At 71.1% G+C, this 24,128-nt stretch carries 24 protein-coding genes and 1 riboswitch; of the genes, 12 read left to right on the top strand and 12 right to left on the bottom strand.

The window, feature by feature from the left end:
• Window positions 1-97: 97 nt before the first annotated feature.
• On the top strand, window positions 98-991 hold the full coding sequence (locus OHT01_RS36175; RefSeq protein ID WP_328557334.1) for a LysR family transcriptional regulator: 894 nt from the start codon (window positions 98-100) through the stop codon (window positions 989-991).
• A gap of 181 nt (window positions 992-1,172) precedes the next feature.
• A complete protein-coding gene (locus OHT01_RS36170; protein ID WP_328557333.1) occupies window positions 1,173-1,682 on the top strand; it encodes a mycothiol transferase in 510 nt (169 codons plus the stop codon).
• Here OHT01_RS36170 and OHT01_RS36165 read toward each other — a convergent pair.
• Both OHT01_RS36165 and OHT01_RS36160 read right to left on the bottom strand, forming a co-directional pair.
• Window positions 1,670-2,734, bottom strand: coding sequence for an adenosine deaminase (locus OHT01_RS36165; protein ID WP_328557332.1), 1,065 nt, complete (start codon window positions 2,732-2,734; stop codon window positions 1,670-1,672). The two genes, OHT01_RS36170 and OHT01_RS36165, sit on opposite strands and share 13 nt — an antisense overlap.
• Window positions 2,735-2,832: 98 nt before the next feature.
• Window positions 2,833-3,225, bottom strand: coding sequence for a VOC family protein (locus OHT01_RS36160; protein WP_328557331.1), 393 nt, complete (start codon window positions 3,223-3,225; stop codon window positions 2,833-2,835).
• A gap of 398 nt (window positions 3,226-3,623) precedes the next feature.
• Between OHT01_RS36160 and OHT01_RS36155 the strand changes: the two genes are divergently transcribed.
• Complete coding sequence (locus OHT01_RS36155) at window positions 3,624-4,367, top strand: phosphatase PAP2 family protein (RefSeq protein WP_328557330.1); 744 nt, start codon at window positions 3,624-3,626, stop codon at window positions 4,365-4,367.
• Window positions 4,321-5,373 (top strand): sodium-dependent transporter, encoded by a 1,053-nt coding sequence (locus tag OHT01_RS36150; protein WP_328557329.1) that lies wholly within the window; start codon window positions 4,321-4,323, stop codon window positions 5,371-5,373. The genes OHT01_RS36155 and OHT01_RS36150 overlap by 47 nt, the downstream gene beginning before the upstream one ends.
• A 138-nt stretch (window positions 5,374-5,511) precedes the next feature.
• Here the strand turns inward: OHT01_RS36150 and OHT01_RS36145 are convergent, their stop codons facing one another.
• Window positions 5,512-6,432, bottom strand: a complete 921-nt coding sequence (locus tag OHT01_RS36145) for an aldo/keto reductase (RefSeq protein WP_328557328.1) — start codon at window positions 6,430-6,432, stop codon at window positions 5,512-5,514.
• Window positions 6,433-6,600: 168 nt separating this feature from the next.
• Here OHT01_RS36145 and OHT01_RS36140 point away from each other — a divergent pair, with 168 nt between their 5' ends.
• Both OHT01_RS36140 and OHT01_RS36135 read left to right on the top strand, forming a co-directional pair.
• Complete coding sequence (locus tag OHT01_RS36140) at window positions 6,601-7,293, top strand: DUF3592 domain-containing protein (RefSeq protein WP_328557327.1); 693 nt, start codon at window positions 6,601-6,603, stop codon at window positions 7,291-7,293.
• Window positions 7,294-7,336: 43 nt separating this feature from the next.
• Window positions 7,337-7,765, top strand: coding sequence for a hypothetical protein (locus OHT01_RS36135; protein ID WP_328557326.1), 429 nt, complete (start codon window positions 7,337-7,339; stop codon window positions 7,763-7,765).
• A gap of 209 nt (window positions 7,766-7,974) precedes the next feature.
• On the opposite strand, the gene OHT01_RS36130 is transcribed toward OHT01_RS36135, so the two are convergent.
• From OHT01_RS36130 to OHT01_RS36110, 5 genes are all read right to left on the bottom strand, one after another.
• Window positions 7,975-8,145: a hypothetical protein gene (locus OHT01_RS36130; protein ID WP_328557325.1), complete on the bottom strand. Its 171-nt coding sequence runs from the start codon at window positions 8,143-8,145 to the stop codon at window positions 7,975-7,977.
• A 241-nt stretch (window positions 8,146-8,386) separates the two neighbouring features.
• Window positions 8,387-8,950 carry an NUDIX hydrolase gene (locus OHT01_RS36125; protein ID WP_328557324.1) on the bottom strand — a complete coding sequence of 188 codons (564 nt, stop codon included), beginning with the start codon at window positions 8,948-8,950 and terminating at the stop codon, window positions 8,387-8,389.
• Complete coding sequence (locus OHT01_RS36120; RefSeq protein WP_328557323.1) at window positions 8,947-10,476, bottom strand: hypothetical protein; 1,530 nt, start codon at window positions 10,474-10,476, stop codon at window positions 8,947-8,949. The genes OHT01_RS36125 and OHT01_RS36120 overlap by 4 nt, the downstream gene beginning before the upstream one ends.
• 419 nt (window positions 10,477-10,895) lie before the next feature.
• A complete protein-coding gene (locus tag OHT01_RS36115) occupies window positions 10,896-12,263 on the bottom strand; it encodes a phospholipase (RefSeq protein WP_328557322.1) in 1,368 nt (455 codons plus the stop codon).
• A gap of 227 nt (window positions 12,264-12,490) precedes the next feature.
• Window positions 12,491-13,324: an alpha/beta fold hydrolase gene (locus tag OHT01_RS36110; RefSeq protein WP_328557321.1), complete on the bottom strand. Its 834-nt coding sequence runs from the start codon at window positions 13,322-13,324 to the stop codon at window positions 12,491-12,493.
• 241 nt (window positions 13,325-13,565) lie between these two features.
• Window positions 13,566-13,660, top strand: a riboswitch (TPP riboswitch).
• Here OHT01_RS36110 and OHT01_RS36105 point away from each other — a divergent pair.
• The 3 genes from OHT01_RS36105 (at window position 13,652) to gndA (ending at window position 17,725) form a co-directional block, all read left to right on the top strand.
• A complete protein-coding gene (locus OHT01_RS36105; RefSeq protein ID WP_328557320.1) occupies window positions 13,652-15,052 on the top strand; it encodes a purine-cytosine permease family protein in 1,401 nt (466 codons plus the stop codon). Its footprint overlaps the riboswitch before it by 9 nt.
• 67 nt (window positions 15,053-15,119) lie before the next feature.
• A complete protein-coding gene (thiD, locus tag OHT01_RS36100; protein ID WP_328557319.1) occupies window positions 15,120-15,917 on the top strand; it encodes a bifunctional hydroxymethylpyrimidine kinase/phosphomethylpyrimidine kinase in 798 nt (265 codons plus the stop codon).
• Window positions 15,918-16,282: 365 nt separating this feature from the next.
• The gene (gene gndA / locus OHT01_RS36095; protein WP_328557318.1) at window positions 16,283-17,725 is read left to right on the top strand and encodes an NADP-dependent phosphogluconate dehydrogenase; all 1,443 of its coding nucleotides are present in this window, start codon (window positions 16,283-16,285) and stop codon (window positions 17,723-17,725) included.
• 105 nt (window positions 17,726-17,830) lie between these two features.
• Here gndA and OHT01_RS36090 read toward each other — a convergent pair whose 3' ends face one another.
• Both OHT01_RS36090 and OHT01_RS36085 read right to left on the bottom strand, forming a co-directional pair.
• On the bottom strand, window positions 17,831-19,351 hold the full coding sequence (locus tag OHT01_RS36090; RefSeq protein ID WP_328557317.1) for a hypothetical protein: 1,521 nt from the start codon (window positions 19,349-19,351) through the stop codon (window positions 17,831-17,833).
• A gap of 135 nt (window positions 19,352-19,486) precedes the next feature.
• Window positions 19,487-19,924, bottom strand: a complete 438-nt coding sequence (locus OHT01_RS36085; RefSeq protein ID WP_328557316.1) for a pyridoxamine 5'-phosphate oxidase family protein — start codon at window positions 19,922-19,924, stop codon at window positions 19,487-19,489.
• A 450-nt stretch (window positions 19,925-20,374) separates the two neighbouring features.
• Between OHT01_RS36085 and OHT01_RS36080 the strand changes: the two genes are divergently transcribed.
• Complete coding sequence (locus OHT01_RS36080; protein WP_328557315.1) at window positions 20,375-20,959, top strand: Rv1733c family protein; 585 nt, start codon at window positions 20,375-20,377, stop codon at window positions 20,957-20,959.
• Between the two features lie 108 nt (window positions 20,960-21,067).
• Here the strand turns inward: OHT01_RS36080 and OHT01_RS36075 are convergent, their stop codons facing one another.
• Window positions 21,068-21,952 (bottom strand): universal stress protein, encoded by an 885-nt coding sequence (locus OHT01_RS36075; RefSeq protein WP_328557314.1) that lies wholly within the window; start codon window positions 21,950-21,952, stop codon window positions 21,068-21,070.
• 254 nt (window positions 21,953-22,206) lie between these two features.
• Window positions 22,207-22,830, bottom strand: coding sequence for a hypothetical protein (locus OHT01_RS36070; protein ID WP_328557313.1), 624 nt, complete (start codon window positions 22,828-22,830; stop codon window positions 22,207-22,209).
• 293 nt (window positions 22,831-23,123) lie between these two features.
• Between OHT01_RS36070 and OHT01_RS36065 the strand changes: the two genes are divergently transcribed.
• Together OHT01_RS36065 and OHT01_RS36060 are read left to right on the top strand one after the other, a co-directional pair.
• Entirely contained in the window at window positions 23,124-23,588 is a 465-nt protein-coding gene (locus OHT01_RS36065; protein WP_328557312.1) for a Crp/Fnr family transcriptional regulator, read from the top strand.
• A gap of 180 nt (window positions 23,589-23,768) precedes the next feature.
• Complete coding sequence (locus OHT01_RS36060; RefSeq protein WP_328557311.1) at window positions 23,769-24,071, top strand: response regulator transcription factor; 303 nt, start codon at window positions 23,769-23,771, stop codon at window positions 24,069-24,071.
• The last annotated feature ends 57 nt before the right edge of the window (window positions 24,072-24,128 follow it).

Raw genomic sequence — 24,128 nt, 5'->3', positions numbered from 1 at the left:
AGGGGCAGCGGTCCAACGGGAGGATCGGATGGCATTGAGCGATCCCGCTTCTCAATCGGTGCCGACGCCCTCACCTCGGCCCTTAGGCTTGTGCCCCATGGAACTGCGCCATCTTCAGCACTTCGTCGCCGTCGCCGAGGACCGGCACTTCACCCGGGCGGCCGAACGGCTGATGGTGTCGCAGTCGGGCCTGTCCTCGTCGATCCGCGCGCTGGAGCGGGAGCTCCGGGCGCCGCTGTTCGTCCGTACGACCCGCCGGGTCACCCTCACGGAGGCCGGTCGCGCCCTGTTCGTCGAGGCGGAACGGATCCTCGCCCAGGTCCGTTCGGCGCACGACGCGGTGGCCGCGGTGCAGGGCGTACTGCGCGGCACTCTCTCCCTCGGCACCGAACAGTGCATCGCGGGCGTCCACTGCGCCAAACTGCTCGCCGCGTTCCGGCGGCGCCACCCGGACGTGGAGATCCGGCTGCGGCAGGCGGGTTCCGAAGCGCTGGCGGAGGAGGTCGCGGCGGGCCGTCTCGACCTGGCCTTCGCGGTACGGACACGGGCCGACTCCGAGCATCTGCGGTCGGTCCCGCTGACCAGCGAACCGATGACCGTGCTCTGCCACCCCGATCACCGTCTCGCGACCGCCGCCGTGGTGACGCCCGGGGAACTGGGCGCGGAGGCCTTCGTCGACTTCCATCCCGACTGGGGTCCGCGGCGCACCACCGACGCGGCGTTCGCGGCGGCGGGCGTGCAGCGGACGGTGACCCTGGAGGTCAACGACGTCCACAGCCTTCTGGAGCTCGTCCACGAGGGCCTCGGAATCGCGGTCGTGCCACGCCACTTCGGTCTCAAGCGCGAGGCCCGCGCGCTCACCGCGCTCCCCTTCAAGGGCCCCGTCGAAGGGTCGTACGAGACCGTCGCCATGCTCCCGCCACCGGAGGCCACGAGCCCGGCCGCCCAGGCGCTGATGATGCTCCTGGACACCTCCCGGGAAGGCGTCTGAGTCCGCCCGGACCCGGAGACCGACGGCCGGGCCGACGGTGGACGCAGCCCTGCCGAGCGACCGCCGAACGCGGCGGTCCGGGCGAGTGCGCGTCGCCGTGACAGATGTCGCGGACGTGTCAGGGGGCCCAACGCGCGGAGTTCCGCACGCAGGGACGGGCGCGATGCGCGATGGTGGATCCATGCTTGCAAAGGACATCCTCATCGACGGATTCAGCCGCATCCGGGAAGAAGTCCACGCCACCGTCGACGGCCTCCCGCCGGACGACCTCAACGCCCGCCCCGACGAGACCGCCAACTCGATCACCTGGCTGGTCTGGCACCTCACCCGCGTCCAGGACGACCATGTCGCGGACGCCGCCGGAACCGAGCAGGTCTGGCTCACCGAGGACTGGGGCAAGCGCTTCGGGCTCGACCTGCCGCGCCGCGACACCGGGTACGGACACACGTCCGCGAAGGTCGCCCGGGTCCGGGTGGAGTCGGGCGACCTGCTGCTCGGCTACTACGACGCCGTGCACGAACGGACCCTCGCGTACCTCGGCGGACTGGCCGCCCAGGACTTCGAGCGCGTCGTGGACGAACGCTGGGACCCGCCGGTCACCCTGGGCGTACGCCTGGTCAGCGTCCTGTCCGACGATCTCCAGCACGTCGGACAGGCCGCCTACGTACGCGGACTGGTTCAGCAGGCGTAACCGGGGAGCACGACGTCCTCGATGAGGGCCTTGCGCTCGTCGTAGGGGATGAACGCGCTCTTCACCGCGTTCACCGTGACGGTGCGCAGGTCCTCGATCCCCCAGCCCGCCTCCTCGACGAGCAGCGACATCTCGCGGGTCATCGTCGTCCCCGACACCAGGCGGTTGTCGGTGTTGAGGGTGACGCGGAAGCCCAGGTCGCGCAGGGCGGTGATGGGGTGCTCGGCGATGGAGTCGGCCGCGCCGGTCTGGAGGTTGGAGGTCGGGCACATCTCCAGGGCGATCCGGCGGTCGCGGACCCAGCCGGCGAGACGGCCGAGCTTGCCGTCCACGATGTCCTCGGTGATGCGGACGCCGTGGCCGATGCGCTGGGCGCCGCAGACCTGGAGGGCCTGGTGGATGCTGGGCAGCCCGTGGGCCTCGCCGGCGTGGATGGTGAACGGGACGCTCTCGCGCCGCAGGTGCTCGAAGGCCGCGAGGTGGTCGGCGGGCGGGAAGCCGTCCTCGGCGCCCGCGATGTCGAAGCCGAGGACACCGGCGTCCCGGAACGCCACCGCGAGGTCGGCGATCTCCCGGGTCCGGTCGAACATCCGCATGCCGCACAGCAGCGTGCCGACCCGCACCGGGGTGCCCGCGGCGGCCGCCTTGGCCATGCCCGCGGCGAGACCCTCCTGCACGGCCCCGACGACCTCGGGCAGGGTGAGTCCGCCGTTCACCATGAGCTCGGGCGCGTACCGCACCTCGCCGTAGACGACACCGTCCTCGGCGAGGTCGAGGACGTACTCCTCGGCCGTGCGGAGCAGGCCCTCGCGGGACTGCATCACGGCGAGGGTGTGCTCGAAGGTGGCTATGTAGCGCACCAGGTCACCGGAGTTGGCGGCCTCGTAGTACCAGTCGGCCAGCGCCTGCGGGTCCGTGGTGGGCAGGGTGTGGCCGACCTTCTCCGCGAGCTCGACCAGGGTGGCCGGGCGCAGACCGCCGTCGAGGTGGTCGTGCAGGACCGCCTTGGGCAGGCGGCGGATCGTGTCGATGTCGATGCGGGGCGCGGTCATGTGCGGTGTTCCTCGGCAGGTCGGTTCGGGTCAGGACGGTGCGATGCGGTGCGGCGCGATGAGGCGCGGAAGGGCACGACGATGTGCGGGAGGTCCGGTCAGCCGGCGGGCTGGAGCAGGTCCCAGCGGTTGCCGTACAGATCCTGGAAGACGGCGACGGAGCCGTACGGCTCGTGGCGCGGCTCCTCCAGGAAGGTCACGCCCGCCGCGCGCATCCGGGCGTGGTCGCGGGCGAAGTCGTCGGTGTGCAGGAAGAAGCCGACGCGCCCGCCGGTCTGGTCGCCGACCCGGCCGCGCTGCGCCTCGTTCTTGGCCCGGGCCAGCAGCAGCCCGCTCCCGCCACCGTCCGAGCCCGGCTCGACGACGACCCAGCGGGAACCGTCGGACCTCGGGGTGTCCTCGACGAGGCGGAAGCCGAGGGCTTCGGTGTAGTGGCGGATGGCCTCGTCGTAGTCGTCGACGACGAGGGTGACCAGGGCGATGCGTCTCATCGGACCTCTCCAGGGTTATACGTAACACGCAGGGTACGCCATCGCGCCGGGCGGCTTGGGGCGAGCCCCGCGGGGCGGCGGCCTTCACCGTGCGGCGCGGCCACCGTCTCCACCACGCGGGACAGCCGCCGTCTCCACCACGCGGGACGGCCACGGCCTCCGGCGTGCGGCGCAGTCGCGATGCCCAGGAGCCTGGAAAGGGGAACGATCTACATCGGGCGGCCGGGAACGATTCCGGCTCCCGATCGTCTACAGTTGTGTAGACGAATCCAGTCGCGCAGGCGTCACGGGCGAGGTCCCCTGTCGCGTGCGCGCCTGCCATCGAAAGGGGTCACACCCATGTCCGCCGCCCCGGGCGTCGCACCCGCGCGCTGGGCCGATGCCCACCGGGCCCGGCCATGAAGCACGCGGACACCGGAGACATCGCCGGCTCCACGGCGGTGGGAGGCCTGGCCGCGTTCGTGCTGCTGACACTGATCGTGACCGGGCACGACGGTGCCCCCTTGTTCGGCGACACGGAGCTCACCTCCTGGTCCGTCGCACATCGCCCGGACGTGGCACTGGCCCTGGCACGCGGGGTGACGTACACCGGGACAGGAGTCGTCCCGTACGCCTTGGTGGTCGTCGCCGGCCTCCTCCTCGGGCGAACCGCTCGGGAACGCCTCCGCGCCGTCGTCGCCTGCGTCTGCTGCCTGGCCGCCGCGCAGGCGGTGCGGTTCACCGTGATGTCACTGGTCGCGCGCCCCCGGCCGCCCGTGGCGGACTGGGCCACTCACGCCTCGGGCTGGTCCTTCCCCTCGGGTCACACCACCACCTCCGCCGTCGCCGCCGGACTGCTCGTCGTCGCGGTGCTCGCCCGCGTCCCGCGCTGCAGAAAGACCCTCGTCCTGCTCATCGGCGGCTGGGCCGTGCTGGTCGGCCTCTCCCGTGTCTACCTGGGCGTTCACTGGTTCTCCGACGTCGTGGGCGGCTGGCTGTTCGCCACCTGCTGGCTGAGCCTGCTCCTGTACGTCCTCGCGCGGTTCCTCCCCCGCGCCCACTCCGCGATATCGGCGCCCCGTCTCCGGCCAGGTCCCACGACGGAAGAGCGCCCCGATGCACCCGACGACCACCGCGACGTCCCCCCTCACTCTGCTCCGTAGCCACCTCGGCTGGGCGGTGGCCATCGCCTACCTCGCCGCCGCGACGGTCCCCGCCCCGGGTCTGTGGCTGCGCCGGACCCACTGGCTCGGCCCCGCCCATACTCTCGAACTCCCTTTCAGAACAGCGCCGTTCCTGCTCTCCCTGGTCCTGTTCACAGCCGGTCTGCAAGTGCCGTTGCACGAACTGCGCGTGCTTCTCGGCCGTCCCACCGCGCTGCTGACGGGCCTCGCCCTGCATCTGGCCGCACCGCTGCTGATCATCCCGGGCGTCGCGTTCGCGCTGCGGCAGTCCCCCGACAGCGACGGGGGCAGTGGGCTGATCACGGCGATGATCCTGATCGTCGCGATGCCTGTGGCGGCGGGAGCGACGGTGTGGACCGGGAAGGGGGACGGCTGCCAGCCGACAGCCGTGGGCCTCGTCCTGGCGTCCACGATCGTCAGTCCGCTCACCGTCCCGGTGACCCTGACGGTCCTGGGCCCGCTGCTGCACGGCGCGTACGCCGGCTCGCTGGCGGACGCGGCCCGGACCGCGGGCAGCGGCTTCGCGCTCACGGGGGTCCTGCTGCCCTGCGGTGCGGGCATCTTGTGCCGACTGGTGCTGCCACGCCGCCCCACGGCTCTCCTGGTGGGAGCGGCGGTTCCGTCGGCGATACTCGCCTCCCTGTTACTGACCTACGTCAACGCGAGCGGAGCCCTCGGCCCCTTCCTCGCCCACCCCGAACCGGTCCTGTTCACGGCCGCGGTGGGCGTCGCCGCCACCGTCTGCGGGCTGTCGTTCGCACTGGGCCTGGTCACCGCCCGCGCCCTGCGGCTCGACGCACCCGCGGGCGCCTCGGTCACCCTGGCCTGCGGAATGAACAACAGCAGTGCCAGTGCGGTGCTCATCACCACGACCCTGCCCGACCGCCCGCACGTCCTGCTGCCGGTGCTGGCCTACAGCCTGCTCCAGAAGGTGGCCGCCGGGCGGGTCGTACGGGCCGGAGGACGATCACGCGCACGGGCCTGACGGGCCGGCCGACGACGCCCTCCCGGCGCGACGGGCCGGGGGCATCCCGCCGAACGCGAACCGATGTACGCGGCCCGCCCTGCCCCTGCCCCTGCCCTTGCCCTGGTCCCTGCCCGGCAAGGACCTTCGCCTTCGGTCCTATACGTCCCCGGCTCCCCGGGAGTGCAGCGCGTCGAGGCGGGCGAGCTGCGCGTCCGTCAGGCGCAGGGCTCCGGCGGCGATGTTCTCCGCCAGGTGGTCGGGGTTGCCGGTCCCGGGGATGGCCAGCACGTGCGGGCCCTGGTGGAGGGTCCAGGCGAGCCGGATCTGGGCGGGCGTCGCGTCGTGCGCCTCGGCGACGGCGATCACCTCGGCCTCGTCGCCGTCCCGGTCCCCAGGGCCCAGTGAACCGCCGTTGCGCGCGATGGCGAAGAACGGCACGAAGGCGATGCCGAGTTCACCGCAGGCACGCGGTACGGCATCGCCCTCGGGGGACGGAAGGCCGAGGCCGTACCGGTTCTGCACCGCGACCACCGGCGCGATGGCCCGGGCCTCGTCGAGGTGCCGGATCTCGACATCGGAGACGCCGAGATGCCGGATCAGGCCCGCGTCGCGCAACTCGGCGAGTGCTCCGAAGTGTTCGGCGATCGAGTCCTGCCGCATACGGCGGAGGTACACCAGGTCCAGGTGATCGCGGCCGAGCTGCCGCAGGTTCTCCTCGACATGGGAACGCAACTGGTCCGGCCGGGCGCTGTCACCCCACTCCCCCGCGTAGTCACGGAAAGGCCCGACCTTGGTGGCGATGAGCAGTTCGTCCGCGTACGGCGCGAGCGCGCTGTTGATCAGTTCGTTCGAGGAACGCAGGGAGGAGAAGTAGAAGGCCGCTGTGTCGATGTGGTCCACGCCCAGCTCGACAGCGCGCCGCAGCACGGCGATCGAGCGGGCACGGTCGCTCGGCGTTCCTTGATGAAAGGCCGCGCTGCCGGTCAAGCGCATCGCACCGAACCCGACGCGGTTGACGGTGAGTTCGCCCAGCTTCCAGGTGCCCGCGGCTGCCGCGGTGATCGTTTCTCCAGTCATCGCGGCAGTGTCGCATGTGGTCCTCGGGGGCCGTGTGCGGAGGTTCGAATTCTGTCGGGGGCACGCCTTGTGAGGTACCCACCCGAAGCCTCGGACACGGAGCCGGCCACCACTACAACCTCGGCGGCGACCGGGGTGTCATAACTCTTACGGGGCGAGGAGGCGCAGATGAGTGAGCGCAGGTCCGTACAGAGCGACAGCCGGGGGAAGTACTTCTTTCTCAAGGGGTGGGGCTCGCTGGCAGGCGTCGCGGCCTTCGTGGTGTGGCTCGCGTTCGATCCCTTCGAGCTGACCTGGAACCAGGTTCTCGGCGGCGCGGTGGCGCTGTCCGCTGCGGGCGCTGTCCCGAGCCTGCTCTTGGGCCGGTGGGGCCGGGCTCGTCGTTGGGCCGATCAAATTCCTCCGCCGGGCCGCCTCACGACGGGGCTGGTCTCCACAGTCGGTACGGGGCTGGTCTCCAGAGTTGGTGTGCCATCGCCGCTGCGGGACCCCCGCTGGGCCAGAGCCCGAACGACTGCTGTGGGTTTCCTGATGTTCGGCACCGTGGCCGGATTCATGGGGTGGAAAGCCGGCCAGGAGGACCAGTTGCTGCAGAACCTCCGGGAGCACGGGCAAAGGACCGAAGCGAGCGTAGTCGCCATTGCCGGCCGGACGGAGGAAGGCTGGACGAACTCCTTGACCGTGCGCTTCAGCACACCGCCCAGGACGGTGCAAAAGACTATCGACGTCGGAGACGGCTCGGGAAACGACGCGAAGCCCGGAGGTCACGTAGCCATCGTCTACAACCCGACGGACCCCACGGAGGTCCGCCAGGCCGACCGTCTGGACGGATCCGAAGCCGACGGGGCACATCACCAGTGACACATCAGGCGGCATTCGCCCGTTCGGTGGGTACTGTGCCGACGTGGCTGATGACCAGAACAGCGGTAACGGCTCGATTCGGCGACGTCCATGGGACCTGGTGGGGGACCTGGTGGTGGAGACCTTCTTGCTGGAACTCGGCGGCCTCGCCATCTTCGGGGTTGTCACCCTGCTGGCGTGGCCGTTCGGGGGCCTGCCCGGCTCCTTCACGTTGGCTACGGGCATGCTTGTGATCTGGCCTGCGGTCTTGCCTGCGGTTCAGTTGTACCGTGCGGGGCCGCGCCGGCGGCTTGCCGTTGTCGCCGCTGTCCTTGCGCTGGCAGCGGTGACACTGCTCGTGGCCGCAGCAGCGAACTGGGCCCTTCCGGCGTTGGCCGACTCGGAGGCCGGTGTCTTCATCGGCTGCCTTGTCGCGATACCCGTCGGAGCGGCTGTGTTCGCGTGGTGCCTGAACAGGGCGAAGGTTGCCTGATTCCTTGTCGACGGTGCCACGAGGTGACGCTCGGTGCCTTCGTGGCCGCCGCCACGTCAACACCCTCCTGGGCGAGCCAATATCCGACCGGGCTACGAGCCTGGGGCCCGACCAGCGACGCGCCCCAGTGAACCTTGCCGGTCACCGCACCAGCACGAGGGCGCGGCCTGGCTGCATTCGCAGTCCGGGACCATTGCGGGCCCGCCGCCTCAGAAGCGGGTCAATACCCCGTCCACGTACCCGAGGGCAACGACATCGGTGTGCGGATCCAGCCCCTCCGGGTCGTCGTGCCGGTAGTGGTACCGGCCCCGTTCGTCCACGAACAGGGCCAAGGGCTCGGTTCCGCATTGACGGCACTTCCAGAACTGGAACTCAGCCATCTCTGCCGAGGGGTTCTCATCGCTCGGACGTATGACCTGCCTTGGCACAGAATTCCTCCCACCTCTGCGGTGGTGAGATCTTGCCACGTGCCGGGGACAGTGAGGAGCGAAACCGCCCTGCGGGGCCGGGCTGGCCCTTCTGTGGTCGCTGTGGTCGCTGTGGTCGCTGTGGTCGCTGTGAGGATCTGGGCGCATCGAGGCCGATGCGGCTCCTCCTCGGCGTGGAGGCTCGCTTGTGTCCTCAGTGGGCGGGGAGACGGTCGAGTGCGTGGGCCAGTGTCAGTGCGGCCAATGACATTCCGTCCTCGATACGCCCTTCCGCGACCCACTTCCAGAGCTCTCGGATGTGGAGCCAGCGCGTGGCGGCGACCTCTCGCACGTCAACTGCCCGGCCTGTGGGGTCGTTGACCCGGGCGAGCACCAGGGCAACCCGGGTCGCCAGCATTCCTGAATCCGGTGTCATGGCGCCCAGGAGTTCGAACTCGGCGTCCTGTACGCCTAGTTCCTCACGGAGTTCCACCCGGGCCGTGACAAGGGGGTCTCCATCGTGGGAGAAACCACGAGGCAACCCCCACTGCCACGATCCCACCGGATAGCGGTACGTCTGGACCAGCCCGATCGTCATTCCATGGATGGGCAGTACGACGGCGCCTGGTCCTCCACCGCGAGGTGCGATCCTCAGGTAACGGCCAGGGGTCCCGTCCGGGAATTCCACCTCGTCGTCGAAGACCTCGGCGAAACGATTCCCGTAGGCGAGGATCTCGCGTTTTTGACGGATCGGCTCGGGGTGACCCTGGTCTCTCAAGGCTGATAGCCCCTCATGTCGACGACCCTTCCGAGCGCATGAGCCCGGCGCCGCGTGTCCTTCCAGCGGCGAGCGGACTGAACTCCTTGTTGGGCAACAATAGGGGCGACCGCTCCGACGGCTATCGCAGGGTATTCCAGGATGCCCGGAAATCGCCACAGCGCGGCGGCCATCGCAGGACCGGCGGCGCCACTCCCGGTGAGGAGGACCTGAACTCCGGATTTCCCGACGAGCCCGGCCTCACCCTGACCGCCGAGAATTGAGGCGACGCGCACGAGATGAGCGTCGAGCGCCTTTCGGGCGGCCGTCGCGTTCTCCGCTTCAGCCACCTTGTCCATTCCCTTCCAGAAGGGCGACCGCGCCCGGCCCGAACCTCCCCGCTGCGCCCGTGCGTCGAGGAGGGCGGCGATCGCGTCCACCGCGTTGTCCCGGAGATTCGACAACTGGTCGGCGGTCCGACGTTCAGTGGCGACCACCTGCGAGTTGAGTCGCACTTCGAACAGTGGGTGTTCCTCTGATTCATCCGCCGATTCGCCCTGTTGGGGCAACCAGGCGGCCTGGTGCGCCCCGGAGCGATATTGGGCGATGGCGAGCTCTTGCGCGATCGCACGGGAGATGAGGATCCGATCCCCGTCGGCCACCTCAGTGCTGAAGGTCGCGGACGCAATCCCGATGGAATCGACCACGATCGCGTTGTACAAAGTGTCAACGAACTCTATTACCAGATCGAGGGTTCCCCTGCTTCCGACGATTTGCTCCGGTGTTCGACGATCCGGATCGTTGGGCCACGGGTCCGACATGCGCAGACGACTGCGTTGGCTGAACGCCTGAGAGCGCACCGGGTCCAGGCGCCGGATCGCGGTCACGAGCTCCGCGTGCACCTCGCGGAACGGATCGGAAAGAGATTGCGCCGCTCTTCCCATCGGGGACGTCTCCTCGATGGCGGAAGCGAGTAAGTCTCCCAGCCCCAGTATCGTCGCCGGGGGATCTGCCTTCACTCGGGGAAGAGCTCGGAATTCCGCACGGATCGCGCTCAGAGCCTGCGCCCGATCGACTCCTATCCAGTCACTGTTGAGGATCCGATCGAGGTTCTCGGACTGCCAGCGAACATCATCAGGATCAAGACCGTACCGTTCCGGCCCATGGAGTTCTGGCAGCAGAAAACTCAAAAAGGGATGATCCTTGTCGAAGGCGCGACCGAGCATGCCGGCTACTGCCCCTTCGAAGGAATCTGCCTTGAAGAGGTGCAGCCGGAACGGGTGTTCATTGATGGCCGCCCTGTCGCGGGCCTGGAGGACCGTGTGCGCGACACTGAGAAATCCAGCGGAATCGAACGCGTACGACTGGGGGACGACGACATCGCGCCCCAGCGCAAGCGTCATGAGCACTTCGATGAAAACCTGAAGCTCGTGGTCGTCCCGTCGTTGCCGCTCGGTTTCCGAGATACCCGTAGGAGCCGCCCAGGGCATCCGGACGGAGTCGAGCGACTCCAGGTACTGGAGACCTTGACCGCCTGAGAAAGTCATGTCCGCTCCCGAGATGCCGAGCCGGCCCCACGGCCGATTGCCATGGAGCAAGTCTGGGCACCGGTCGGCACTTTGTCTGCCGTCCCACCGCATCGCATCCGCCGACGCCGCCACGGCGGGCTCGACGAGTGGTCGAGGACCAGGTGTGCGTGAAGTCCCATCTGTCCGGCACCGGCGCCCATCCCCGTGACACACCGCGAACACACCGGGCCGAAGCGAGTCGACCTCACGGGGCAGAGGTCCTTTGAGACCGGTTGACAGTCGTCCGCCGCGTGACCGCTCCGGTGCCTGCCGGCTGACCGGCCGGTCGGCCGCTGTATCCGGTGTTGAACAGGGGCGCACCGAGCCTGCTCCGCGAGCCTCGCTTCGGGCGCTCCTCTCTGGTGAGGGCTCCGGCGAGGCTCGCGGGTCCGGTCGGACTACGGATAGACGTACGTGTTCAGCGTGTTCACCGCGGAGGCGGGATCGCCCAGGTCGTAGCGGTCGACTGCCAGGAAGTTGGGCTTCTTGCGGGCGGCCGGCTGGCAGAAGCGGCGGGCACGGTCGGCGAGTTTGGTGTTGTCCGTGCCTGCGGTCCCGGAGATGGTGGCGTCACGGAAGTGGTTCATGACGAAGAGAGGGCGGAAACCGGGCTCGGTGCGGGTGAGCGGTACGTTCGTGCCCGCGTCGTACCAGCGGCTGTAGCAGGACCAGTCGGAGGAGCCGATCCCCGAGCCCATGGACCAGTAGTTCTCGACGGTCCATTCGCGCTGGTACATGACGCCGAAGCTGTCCCGGGTGAGTCCGGCGGACTCGTCGGAGGCTCGGCTGTGGTCGGTGAAGACGAGCAGCCGGTGACCCGCGGCGGTCAGGTCGGCGAGCTTCGGCCAGCCTTTCTCGCGCACGCCGGTCAGGTCGGGGCGGTAGAGGACGTCGGACAGGCCGTTCACACGGGCGAGTTCGGCGCGCAGGACCCCCGGGTCGACGTAGTCCTCCAGGAACACGGTGACGAACTGGTCCGGGTGCTGCTTGAGGAAGTCGACCATGCGCTGGAGGTCGACCCAGAGCGCGACCGGCCTGCTGACGAGCGTGCAGCTGTCGTGACAGAGGATCGCGCCGTCCGGGGTCTGGTGCAGGTCGAGCATGAACCCGCGGACACCGTCGGACAGTTGCTGGTTGATGCCCCGGGTCTGGTTCGGCACCAGATTGACGAACGGCGGGGCGAATCCGCCGTCGACGCCGTTGGCGTAGGCGTTGTGGGCGGTGAGGAATGTGACCTGGTCCAGGGTGCGCTGGTCCTGGGGCGGCATGGGGCGGGTCGCGGCCTCGACCGGTGTCAGGTACCAGGAGGCGAGACCGCCCGGCGAGCCGATCGCCAACTGGGCCGGGTAGTTGGAGCCGGAGGGCTTGGCCGCGACCGTCAGGTACCGGTCCGTTCCGGGGGCCTTGAGCGTGAACTGATCGGCTCCGGTCGGTGTCACCTCCCACGCGGCGTCGGCGCTCGTACAGGGCACGGTCCGGGCCTGGTCACCCGCGCGGCCCAGACAACTGCCCCCGGTGTCGGCGCTTTCGAGGACGGAGGAGGAGCCGTTCGGGCGGAGGGTCCACCGCTGGTGGTCCTCGTTGCCCTTGGGGTTGTGCTGGACGACCGCCCCCGAGCTGTCGGCGGCGTTCAGTCCCGTGGTGGCGCTCTGGACGAAATAGGCGCCGGCGGCGGGCACTTCGGTGGCGTCGGCGGGCGCGGGGACGGCGAAGACGGTGCCCAGTACGGCGGTGGCGGCGAGCAGGGAGCGGCGGCTCGGTCTCATGGCACGTGATCCCTTCCTGTGGGGAGCATGAGCATGCCATGCGGCTCCGAGCGCCGGGGCTACGGATCGCGTCAACCCCGTCAACAGGCTCGGGCGGTCTCGCTTCGCCCGGATACGGATACGGGTGCGGATACGGGCGCAGGTGCGGGTGCGGATACGCAGGGAGAACCCGGCGCTCGCGTCCGACGCGGCTTCGCCGACCGGCCGTTCACCCCGCGGGCGGCGAGTCAGGCGGTGTCGTGAGAGGTACCCGGGTGCTCGATCCGGGCGGCGAACGCGGCGATGTCGGCGACCACGCGTTCGGGCTGCTCCCAGTGGACGACATGGCCGGTGTCCTCGTAGGCGAGGAATTCGGCGCCGTGGACGGCGTCCAGGATGGTCTGCTGGTCGTCCCGGGGCAGGAACTCGTCCTGCTCACCCCAGATGACGAGGGTGGGCACCAGGATGCCCCCGAGGGTCGCGCCGAGATCGGCGTCGAGGAGGCCGCGCCCGGTCTCCTGCCAGACGTGCGCGGGGAGTTTGAGGTTCTCCTCGATCATGGTCTCGATGAAGCCGCGGGCGATCGGGCGGGCCGCCGTCCCGGCCATGAAGTCCTCGACGAACGCGCGGGGCACCGGATCGGAGAGGTTCTCGAGGCTCTTTCCCATGGCGGCCACCACCGGCTTGTCGGCGAGGGTGCCGGGGACACCGAGCAGTACCAGTCCCGCGATGCGGTCGGGATAGCCGCCGGCGACGATCCGGGCCGGTACCCCGCCGCTGGACGCCCCCACCAGGATGGCGCGGGAGACGTCCACGGCGTCGAGGAAGGCCACCAGGTCGGCGGCGAAGTCGTCGGGGGCGTAGCCCTCCGGGGGCCGGTCGGCGTCACCGTGACCGCGCTGCGTGGGCGCGTAACCGTGCAGGGACGCCGGAAGGCGCCTCAGCAGGGGCTCGAACGACCACCAGGAGTCGGCCAGCCCGTGCACGAAGACGACCGGTGTACCACTGGGGTAACCGGCTTCGGCGTACGGGAGGGTGGGCCCCTCCCGCAGTTGCGCTGACTTCAGGGAGATCACGGTCACGGCACTCTGCCTCCTTCCGCCCGGCCACCGGGGTCCGGGAACCCGGGAGCGGAGAGCGAGCGGCGATCACTTCCGACAGTACCGAGGGGCGGCACGCGCCGCGCTGCGAAAGGACCGTTCGGGCCCCTCGGACGAAACGGAGGCCGCGACAGGAGCCGTGGTCCGGACGGGCGACCCCAGGAAGGCCGGGGCCACCGGACCCACTCCCGCTCGGTCCACGGGAACGGTTAGGGTGTCCGTCGTACCGGACACGGGGTGCCCCGTCCGAGGGCTGAGATCACACCCGTCGAACCTGAACCAGTTCATACTGGCGGAGGGATGTCTTCCATGCCATTGGCGCATGTTTCCGGCGGGCTGCCCGCCGACGGCGGGCCCGCCGTCTTCGACGGTCGGATGCCCGCCGCACCCGGCGACCTGCGGGTGGAGGGACACGGCATCGAGCCGGTCCCCGAGAACAACCGGTACGGCGGCGCCGGGCGCCTGTTCACCGTGTGGTTCGCCCCGAATCTGACGATGACGGGCGTGTTCACCGGCACGATCGGCATCGCGCTGGGCCTGGACTTCCGTACGGCGCTCGCCGCGGTGGTCCTCGGGACCGTGCTCGGCGCCCTGCCCACGGCCTATCTCAGCACCTGGGGCGGCCTCACCGGAACCGGTCAACTCCCGCTCGCCCGGCTGGCGTTCGGCCGGGCCGTGGTGCTGCCCGGGATGCTCCAGTGGCTGTCCTCGGTCGCCTGGGACGCGCTGATCGGGCTGTTCGGCGGGGACGCGCTGGCGCGGTTGTGCGGCTGGCCGTTCTGGCTCGGTGTGCTGGTCATGATGCTTGCCCAGGGGGCTCTCGGCGTCCTCGGCTACGAGGCCATCCACCGCCTGCAGATCGTCATGACCTTCGTGCTCGCCGTCGCCTTCGCGGTGATCGCCTGGCGGATGCTCGACGGCGTCCACCCGGCCGCGACGGGGGCGGCGACGGGTGCCGACCGTGCGGGCGCGTTCGTGCTCACCAGCACCATCGCGCTGAGCCTCTCGCTGTCCTGGGCCCCGTACGCCGGTGACTTCAGCCGCTATCTGCCGCGCACGACCTCCCGTCCGCGGATGTTCTGGTACACCCTGCTCGGCCTGGTCGTGTCCTTCGTCGCCGTGCAGGTCCTCGGGTTGTGGGGCGCCTCCGTGCTGACCGACCAGACGGCGGCGGGCGTGGACGCGCTGCTGGGAGGCGGGGCGGCGGGCGCGTTCGGGCTGCTCGCCGTGGCACTGGCGGCGGTGTGCAGCAACGCGATGAACGACTACAGCGGTTCGCTGGCCCTGCAGACCCTGGGCGTGCGGATACCGCGCCCGGCGGCCGCCGCCCTGGCCGCCGCCCTCGGCTTCCCGCTGGTGCTCTGGATGCACGCCGCCGACACCACGGCCCGCTTCCAGAACGTGCTCCTGTTCGTGGGCTACTGGATCCCCGGGTTCGTCGCGATCGTCGTCGTCGACTGGATCGCCCGCGGACGGGAACGCGGGGGCGCCCCGGTCGACGTCGCCGTCGAGAGCTCCCGTCCGAGCTCCGGATGGCCCTCGCTGGTGGCCTTCGTCGCGGCGTTCGGCGCGGCCGTGCCGTTCATGGACACCGGCCTGTACGTGGGTCCGGTGGCCGACGCGCTGCACGGCGCCGACCTCTCCTACTACGTGGCGTTCCTCGTCGCCCTCGCCCTCTACGCCCCACTGCGGCTGCGCCGCCGCGCCTGAGGGCCGTCCGTCGCTCCGCCGGTCGGGGGCCCCGCGCCCGAAGCCGTACCCGAGAGGAACCCTTCGTATGACCACGCCGCCCCGCGTCCTGACGATCGCCGGATCCGACTCCGGCGGTGGCGCCGGAATCCAGGCCGACCTGAAGACCATGCTCGCGCTGGGCGCCCACGGGATGACTGTGCTCACCGCCGTGACAGCGCAGAACTCCGTTGGTGTGCAAGGAGCTTGGGAGCTGTCCGAGAAGGCGGTACGCGCCCAGTACCGCAGTGTGGTCGACGACATCGGTGTCCAGGCCGTGAAGACCGGGATGCTCTCGTCGCCGGGTCTGGTGACGACGGTCGCCGAGTTGCTGTCCGACGTGGGCGCCCCGGTCGTCGTGGACCCCGTGAGCGTCTCCAAGCACGGGGACCGGCTGTTGGCCGACGACGCGCTGGACGCCGTACGGACCCGGCTGCTGCCGCGGGCGACGGTGGCCACCCCGAATCTCGACGAGGTCGCGCAGCTCACCGGGGTGAAGGTGAAGGACGAGGAGGGCATGCGCGGGGCCGCCGAACGGCTGCTCTCGTACGGTCCACGATGGGTGCTGGTGAAGGGGGGCCACCTGCCCGGTCAGGCAGTCGACCTGCTCACCGACGGGACGGCCGAGCACTGGCTGCGCGCGCCGCGCCACGACAACCGGCACACGCACGGCACCGGGTGCACGCTCGCCTCGGCCATCGCGGTGGGCCTGGCAGAGGGCCGTTCCGTGCCGGAGGCCGTGCGACGTGCCAAGGAATACGTGACCGCCGCGATCGAGGCCGGATTCGCTCTCGGCGCCGGCATCGGACCGGTCGACCACGGCTGGCACCTGCGCCGGAACGGCTGACGCCCCTGGCCTTCGGCCGGAGTTCCGCAACAGAAGGGGCTGCCCAGAGCCGGGGGGCTGGGGCAGCCGGGTCCGGCAGGGGCTGAGGCGCAGGAGCGGCCGAGTCCGCCCCCGCCCGGAGTACCGCGGCACCGACGCCCGCCCAGGGCCCGAACTCCCGCGACCGCCGCGTCCGCCCGAGGCCCGGCGTTCCGGAGGACCCGCCTCCGCCCGTCGCCCGGAGACCTGGTCCGCGATCCGGCGCACCACCTGCCCCGGAAGGTGAACGCCTCGCCCCCTGCCATGCGTACTGATCGGCACAGCGACAGTCGTCTGCCCGCCCGTCAGGTACGCGGGGAGGCAGATCCGGATCCAAGGAGCACACCATGAAGGCGACCGCGCAGATCGGCGTCACAGGGCTCGCGGTGATGGGCCGCAATCTGGCCCGCAACTTCGCCCGGAACGGCTACACCGTCGCCGTCCACAACCGCACCCCCGCACGCACCAAGGCACTGGTCGAGGAGTTCGGGCACGAGGGCGCCTTCGTGGCGGCCGAGTCCGCCGAGGATTTCGTGGCGGCGCTGGAGCGCCCGCGCCGCCTGATGATCATGGTGCAGGCCGGTGCGGCCACCGACGCCGTCATCGAGGAGTTCGCCCCGCTGCTCGAAACGGGCGACATGATCATCGACGGCGGCAACGCCCACTTCACCGACACCCGGCGTCGTGAGCAGTCGCTGCGCGAACGCGGCCTCCACTTCGTCGGCGCGGGTGTGTCCGGGGGCGAGGAGGGCGCTCTGCACGGGCCGAGCATCATGCCCGGCGGCTCCCCGGAGTCGTACGCCTCGCTCGGCCCGATGTTCGAGACGATCAGCGCGAAGGTGGACGGCGAGCCCTGTGCCACGCACATCGGCACGGACGGCGCCGGACACTTCGTCAAGATGGTGCACAACGGCATCGAGTACGCCGACATGCAGCTCATCGGCGAGGCCTACGACCTGCTCCGCCGCGTCGGCGGCTACACCCCTGCGCAGATCGCGGAGATCTTCCGCCGCTGGAACAAGGGCCGCCTCGACTCGTACCTGATCGAGATCACCGCCGAGGTCCTCGCGCACACCGACGCCTCCACCGGGGAGCCGTTCGTCGATGTCGTGGTGGACGCCGCGGGGCAGAAGGGCACCGGTCGCTGGACGGTGCAGACCGCCCTCGACCTCGGCTCCCCCGTCACCGCCATCGCGCAGGCGACCTTCGCCCGCGCCGCCTCCAGTCAGGGCGAACTGCGCGCCGCGTACCGCGGTCTGCCCGGCGGCACCCACTGGGACCTGTCGGGAACCGAGGCCGAGCGGTTCACCAGCCAGGTCGAACACGCCCTGTACGCATCGAAGTTGATCGCCTACGACCAGGGCTGGAAGATGATCCTGGACGCCGCCGCGGAGTACGGCTGGGACATCGACCTCGGTGAGGTGGCGAAGATCTGGCGCGGCGGCTGCATCGTCCGCGCCGCGTTCCTCGACCGTATCCGCGCCGCGTACGCCGTCGATCCGGGCCTGGTCAGTCTGCTCTCCGACGCGGGGTTCGCCACCGAGATCAAGGACGCCCAGGTCCCGTGGCGCGAGGTCATCTCCACGGCGACCCGGCGAGGCGTCCCGGTGCCCGCCTTCTCCGCCGCCCTGTCCTACTACGACACGCTGCGCGCCGACCGGCTGCCCGCCGCCCTCACCCAGGGCCAGCGCGACTTCTTCGGTGCCCACACCTACCGGCGCACCGACCGCGAGGGCAGCTTCCACACGCTGTGGGGCGAGACCGCCCGCGGTGAGACCGAGATGCTGTGACCCCGGCCCGGCCATGAGCCGGAGCGGCGCAGGCCGTGCGTCCGTGGCGACGGATGCGCGGCCTGCCGCACGTGTGCGGACCGCGGCGTGGTCCGAGGGACGTGGCTACGCGGCCCGGCGGACGAGATCCGCCATCGCGGCGGGGGGCAGGGACGGGTTGGCCGCCGCCGCATCCGCCACGCGCCCGTCCGCGTCGTTCAGCAACTCCTCGATGACGGACGGCGGGAGTGCCGGGTGGCCGGCCGCCCTCGGCCTCGCCCGCTGGTGCTCCAGGCAGGCGAGGAGGGCTCGGGCCGTCGCGTTCCGGTGCCGGGCGATCTCCAGGAACGCCTTCGGCACGGGTGGTTCGTGTCGGGTCAGGTGCTCCAGCAGTGCCGGAGTCGCGTCCGGGTTGGCCGCCACCTTGGCGAGGACCTGGACTCCGTGCCGGTCCGCCATGGCGCGCAACTGCCCTTCGGCGAGGCCCGGATGCGAAGCGATGGACTTGACCACCTTGGCGTCCGGATCGCGGGCCAGCGCGTCGCGGATCTCGGGCGGCAGATCACGGCGGTGGGCCAGGAGCATCCGAGCGGCCGGGTCCGGCGACCGGACCAGCTCCATGATCTCGGCGGGGGTCGCGGCGGCGATCCGGGGCAGCAGGGTGGCCCCGGCCCTCGACGTTCGAGCCAGCAGGGTGAGCACGTCGAGCGGTACGCGGGGATGAAGGGCGAGCCTGCCGCGTACGCGGGGGTCGTGGTCCCCCGCCAGCACACGGATCAGGGCCTCGTCGATCGCGGGGTTCCCGGCGAGGTCGGCGCGTATGCCGGGCACGGCGTCCGAGGCGAGCCGTGCGCCCACCCGTGGGGGCAGGTCCGAGCGCCCGGCGAGCGCCCAGCGCAGCGTCATCGAAGGATGGTCCGCGAAGCCGACGACGGCTGCCGTGGGCGTGCCAGGGTTACTGAGTGCCGCCGCTTGTATCGCATGGACGGTGGACTCGTGGGACCCGTCGCAGGAGGCGCCCGGCGGCAGATCGCAGTCGGGCCGGGGGCAGTGGGGATCGTGCGTGAAAGGGGTCGTCTCGCGGTCGCAGACCAGGCAGCGGCGCGCTGGAGGAAGCCCCTCTCCGGTGATGAGCGCGGCCAGTACGTCCGGGGGCGTCGCCTCGTTCAGCGCCACCGCGCGGCGGACCTCGGCATGCGGATGCTCCCCGAGCCCCGCCGCCACCTCCGGTGTGGTCCACAGGGCGAGTTCCGTGACAACACGTACGTCCGTATCGGCGGCCAGCGTCTCCACCACGTCGGCCGGGAGGCCGGGGCAGGCGGCCAGTTTCTCCCGGTGCTCGGGCACCGGATCGGCCACGAAGAGGTGTGCCCACTCGGGGCGGCCGCATCCCTGGTCGAGCAGCGCGAGGGCGGTGTACGGGTGCGCCGCGGGGTCGACCGTCGCGGCGGCGAGCACGCCTTCGTAGGCGAGTTGCACACCGCTCTCCCCGACACGCGAGAACAGGGCGACGGCCTGCTCCCGGCTGAGGTCCGCCCGACCGGCGAGGGCGCCGGCGAGGTCGGTGTCCGCGATCGCGATCAGGCGGTCGACCAGATCGGACGGCAGGGCCGGATTGGCGGCGAGACCGCACAGGACATGGTTCACAGAGGGCATCCTGCACGGGACCGCGACCGATCGGCTCAGGATTTTCGTGCCGCCGAGCGGTGGCGGTCGTCGCCCGGTCTCCCCCGTGCCGTGTCGAATGGGCACGAGCGCCGGGTCAGGTCGGGGCGGATCAGGTCAGCTCAGGTCCACCCCGTACAGCGTGCGGCCGCCGACGAGTTCCCGGCCGGTGACCAGTTCTGCGTCGATCCGGATGAAGACGTCGTGGGGTGAGGTCACCCAGGAACGGGGTCCGGTGCGGCTCAGGCGATCGTGCTCGGCGGGATCGCTCACCACCAGCGCGAGGCCCGTCACGACGACGCTCCAGCCGGCGTGCCCGGCCGCGTCCACCGCGTCGGCCTCGAACGCCACCACCGCCCCGTCGATGCAACGGGCCAGTTCCGAGTCCGCCGACGTACGCAGCACCACGGCGGATTCCGCGTCGAGACAGAAAATGACCGGCAGGACCGCGGGCAGGGCGTCCCGCGTGTGGACGACCCTGCCGATGGGCGCTCCGCCGAGCCGGTCCAGGCACTCCTGCCGGCCGAGTTCACGAAAGCCGTCGTTGGGATTCATCGCCGGAACCCACTTCCATGCATCGAGGCGACAGAGCAATACAGCGACATATGGTTCAGACTCCGCCCGGCCGGCGAGGGGAGCCAGGGCCCATTGGTCCCCGGCGAACGGAGAGTGGCCGCATCCCGGCGCTCACCGACCCGCCGGGCCCGGCGTCGGGGTCGAGGTCGGAGTCGAGGTCGGCGTTCCTCCCCGCCGATCCACGCACGGCAGCGACGGCGGCAACGGAGGCGGTGAGCGAGTCTCCCCCCTGGCCGCGTTCGATCAGCCAGGGAGGAACGGCGGCCGTTTCGGCTCGCGTCAATGGACGTCCATATACGCCCTGACCAGGGTATATGCCGCACACGAAGGCCCATCGGCCCCCTGTCCGGGACCGGGCGGCCCCTGCCACCGCTCGCGCGCGCCGCGATCCGCTTGCACTGTTGGGGTGTAACGAGGAGGTGCGGTGCCATGCGCGGAGCACAGGGTGCGAGGCAGTGGTGCTGGCGCTGGCGGAGAAATCCGCTGCGTCGCCGTGACGACGTCTTCGAGGCGTGGATCGTGCTGATCGTCTGGACGGTGATGGTGCTGGGCGGCACCCTCGCCGGCCTGGTGACGGCCCATGCCGCCGACACGTCCTTCACGCGGCTGCGCCACGACCGGCACGCCGTCCCGGCCGTACTGGTCGGCGGTACGGGTTCGGCGGTACCCGCCGGGGAGAGCGGAGTGTACGACCATGTCCGGGCGATCGTCCGGTGGACCGCGGCGGACGGGTCCCGCCATACCGGCAGCGCCCTGGTGGAATCCGGGCACAGGGCCGGATCGCACGTGGTGATCTGGATGGACCCGCAGGGCCGGCCCACCACGGCGCCGCCGACCGCGAGCGCGGCGGCCACCGAGGCGAGTCTGCTGGGCATCGGCGCCGCCGTGGCTCTCGGCGGCCTGGTCTTCGGCGCCGGCGGATTCGCGCGGTGGCGGCTCGACCAGCGGCGCTACGCCCGATGGGAACGCGAGTGGGAGCGGCTCGGACCGCAGTGGGGGCACAAGACGCCCTGACCCGGATCGATCCGTCCCCGGCGGGCGCGTCCCCCGCCGCCGGTCCGCCCGGTCATGGGCTGCTCACGAGGAGCCCATGACCGGGCGGTCTCCGGCAGGACGGGGGGATCAGTCGTGCGGGACCACCGCGACCGGTGCGGCGGAGTGGTGCAGTACCGCTTGTGTCACCGGTCCGATGTGGGTGCCGACCAGGGTCTGGCGGTTGCGGCGACCGACCACGACCAGCGAGGCGTTCCGCGAGGCCTCCACGAGGTGGGGGCCCGCGCCGCCGATCACGGCCTGCCCGCGCGCCTCGACTCCGGGGAACTTCTCCCGCCAGGGGTTCAGCACGTCGGTCAGCCGCTGCTGCGCCTCGGCGAGCAGTTCGGTGTTCACCCCGGCATCGGTGGCTCCGGTCCAGCCGTAGTAGGGCGGCAGGCTCCAGCCGTGGACGACGTGCAGGTCCGCGGCCCTGGCGGCGGCCGCCCGGAAGGCGAAGCCGAGTACGGAGGCGTCGGGGTGCTCCAGGTCGAGCCCGAGGACGACATCCCGGTGCCCGGACGCTTCCGGGGCTCGCGCACCGGCTCGTACGAGGACGACCGGCACCCGGCTCCGGGCCACCACGGCCTGCGCGACGGAACCCGTGAGGAACCCGGCGACTCCGCTCAGGCCCTTGGACCCGAGCACCAGCAGCTCCGCGTCCTTGGCGGCGGCCGACAGCGCGGTGACCGGCTGCTCCGCGACGCGCTCGGCGGTGACGGTCAGACCGGGGTGTTCCGCGGCGAGCTCGGCCGCGGTCTCGCGCGGGAGGCGTTCGGCCCAGGCTCGCTCCGGGTCCTCCGACGGCGCGGGGACCGAGACGCCGGCCAGTGGGCCGTACACGTAGGGATGCCACAACCAGGCGTGTACGAGGTGCAGTTGCGCGTCCGTGCGGCGTGCTTCACGGGCTGCCCACTCGGCTGCGGCACGGCTCTCGGGCGAGCCGTCCAGACCGACGACGATGGTGCGGGACATCTGGTGACCTCCTTGACGGATGCGTGATCAGTCTTGTTTGTTCGCACGCGCGGGCGACGAGGGGCCGTTGGTCCTCGACGGGGGCCGACAGGCCCATGCGGTACGGGACTTCAGGGCGCCGCTGAGGACAGGCGTCCGTCGCCCGACCGCGCGGCCGGATACACGGCCGGGCCGGCAGGACGCCCGTCCGGCACGGCGGCACGCGGCGGGGCGCCCCGCACTCGCGTGGGGGCGCCCCGGTGGCCGCCGTGCCCTCACCTCAGCCAGGGGTTGCGGCGCACGAAGGGAAGCCGCTCCCAGAACCGGCCCAGACCCCAGGTGGCACCGGCGCCCGCGGCGGCCAGGGTGATGAGGACGACCGCGTAGATCACGTGGTAGTCGGCGAAGGGGTTCGTCGACATGCTCGGCGAGCCGTCGGACAGGTGCCGGGCGGGCGGCCATTCGGCGAGCCACATGAACGCCAGCAGCACCGTGCCCGCGACCGCCGCGGGCCGCAGGGCGACACCGGCGACGAGGGCGGCGCCGACGCCGAGCAGGCCGGCCATGAACAGCCAGTCGACCCAGCCGGCGCCGGCCCAGGAGTGGAACGTCGACTCCATCGGTCCGGCGGCGACCCCGCCGAGGAAACCCTTGGCGGGCGAACCGCCGTCGAGCCAGCCCTTGCCGGACGGGGTGGCGTAGCCGAGCCCGAAGGTCTTGTCGAGGAAGGCCCACAGGAAGACGAAGCCCGTCAGCAGACGCAGACCCGCGAGGGCGTACGTGCGGACGCCCGTGGCCGGGACGGTCGCGTCCTCACTCCGCGCCCGGGCCTGACCGGTCCTGCGCAAGGACGGGAAGTGGAACCCTGTGTGCCGGTGGGGTTGCTCCTGGACTGCCATGACGCTGATCCCTCCCAGGGGTGTTCGACGTGCTCCCGGCTGCTTCCGTTGCTTCAATGTCCCTCGACGGCAAGGGAGTTCGCAGGGGTCACGGGTCCCGGGTGGGAGGGCCGAAGGTCCCTCTCCGGGGGCGGACCGGGCCGGTGCGCGAGCACCGGCCGGCTTTCCCCCGGCCTGGCTTCCCGGGCCTGTGCCATGCGGCCCGCGATCGGGGCCGGACGGCCCCTGGCGGGAGGCCGGGCCCTGGAAGAGCTTGGAGGTGGAAGGATCGCGCGCCAGGAAGAGGCAGGATCATGAACACTTCCACGACAACCACCATGGTGCGGGCGCTGCCCGCCGAGCACCGGGAACGGCTGATGCGGATGGCCCGCGAGGTGTCCTTCCCCGAGGGCACCCGGCTGTTCGAGGAAGGCCGCCGCGCCGACCGGTTCTGGATCGTCCGGACCGGCACGGTGGCCCTGGACCTGCGGGTGCCGGGCCGCCGCGCGGCCGTCATCGAGATCCTCGGACACAACGAACTCGTCGGCTGGTCCTGGCTGTTCGCCCCGCACACCTGGCATCTGGGCGCGGAGGCGACGAGCCCGGTGCGCGCCTACGAGTTCGAGGCCGAGGCGGTCAGGGCGCTGTGCCGGGCCGATGCCGAGCTGGGGATGGCCGTGACCCGGTGGACCGGCGAGATCGTCGCCCACCGGCTCCAGTCGGCCCGGACCCGGCTGCTCGACCTGTACGCCCCCTACGGCAGCGGCGACGCGTGGTGACCGCGAGCCCGCGCCACGGCCGGTTTCGAGGCGGTCCGGAGACCCCGCGCCACCGCCGGCGGTGAACCGGCCGCCGACCTCGGACGGGGCCGGTCGGCCCTGGTGCATCGGGGCCGGACGCGTGATGATCGTCCTGAGCGGGCTCACGGTCCGTGGTCCATCACTGAACAGGGGGTCGTCATGGCCGAGGCGCGTACGTTCTCCGAGCAGAACCCGATCCGGGTCTTCCTGCTGGACGACCACGAGGTCGTACGCCGCGGTCTCACCGACCTGCTGGACAGCGAACCGGACATCTCGGTGGTCGGCGACGGCCTCACCAACCGCGAGATCGGCAAGGAGCTGTACCTCTCCGAGAAGACGGTCAAGAACCACATCTCCCGCCTGCTCGCCAAGCTCGGCGTCCAGCGCCGCGTCCAGGCCGCGGTACTGGCCAACCACCTCGAACACCCCGAACCGGCCGACCACCACCGCTCCCCGCGCTGAACCACGGGCCACCGGACCGTGTCGGTCCTCCGCCCTCGCGCCCTCACCGGTACGGGA

The organism is Streptomyces sp. NBC_00358 (assembly GCF_036099295.1).
Classification (GTDB): domain Bacteria; phylum Actinomycetota; class Actinomycetes; order Streptomycetales; family Streptomycetaceae; genus Streptomyces.
This window is presented reverse-complemented; position numbering and strand designations above follow the sequence as displayed.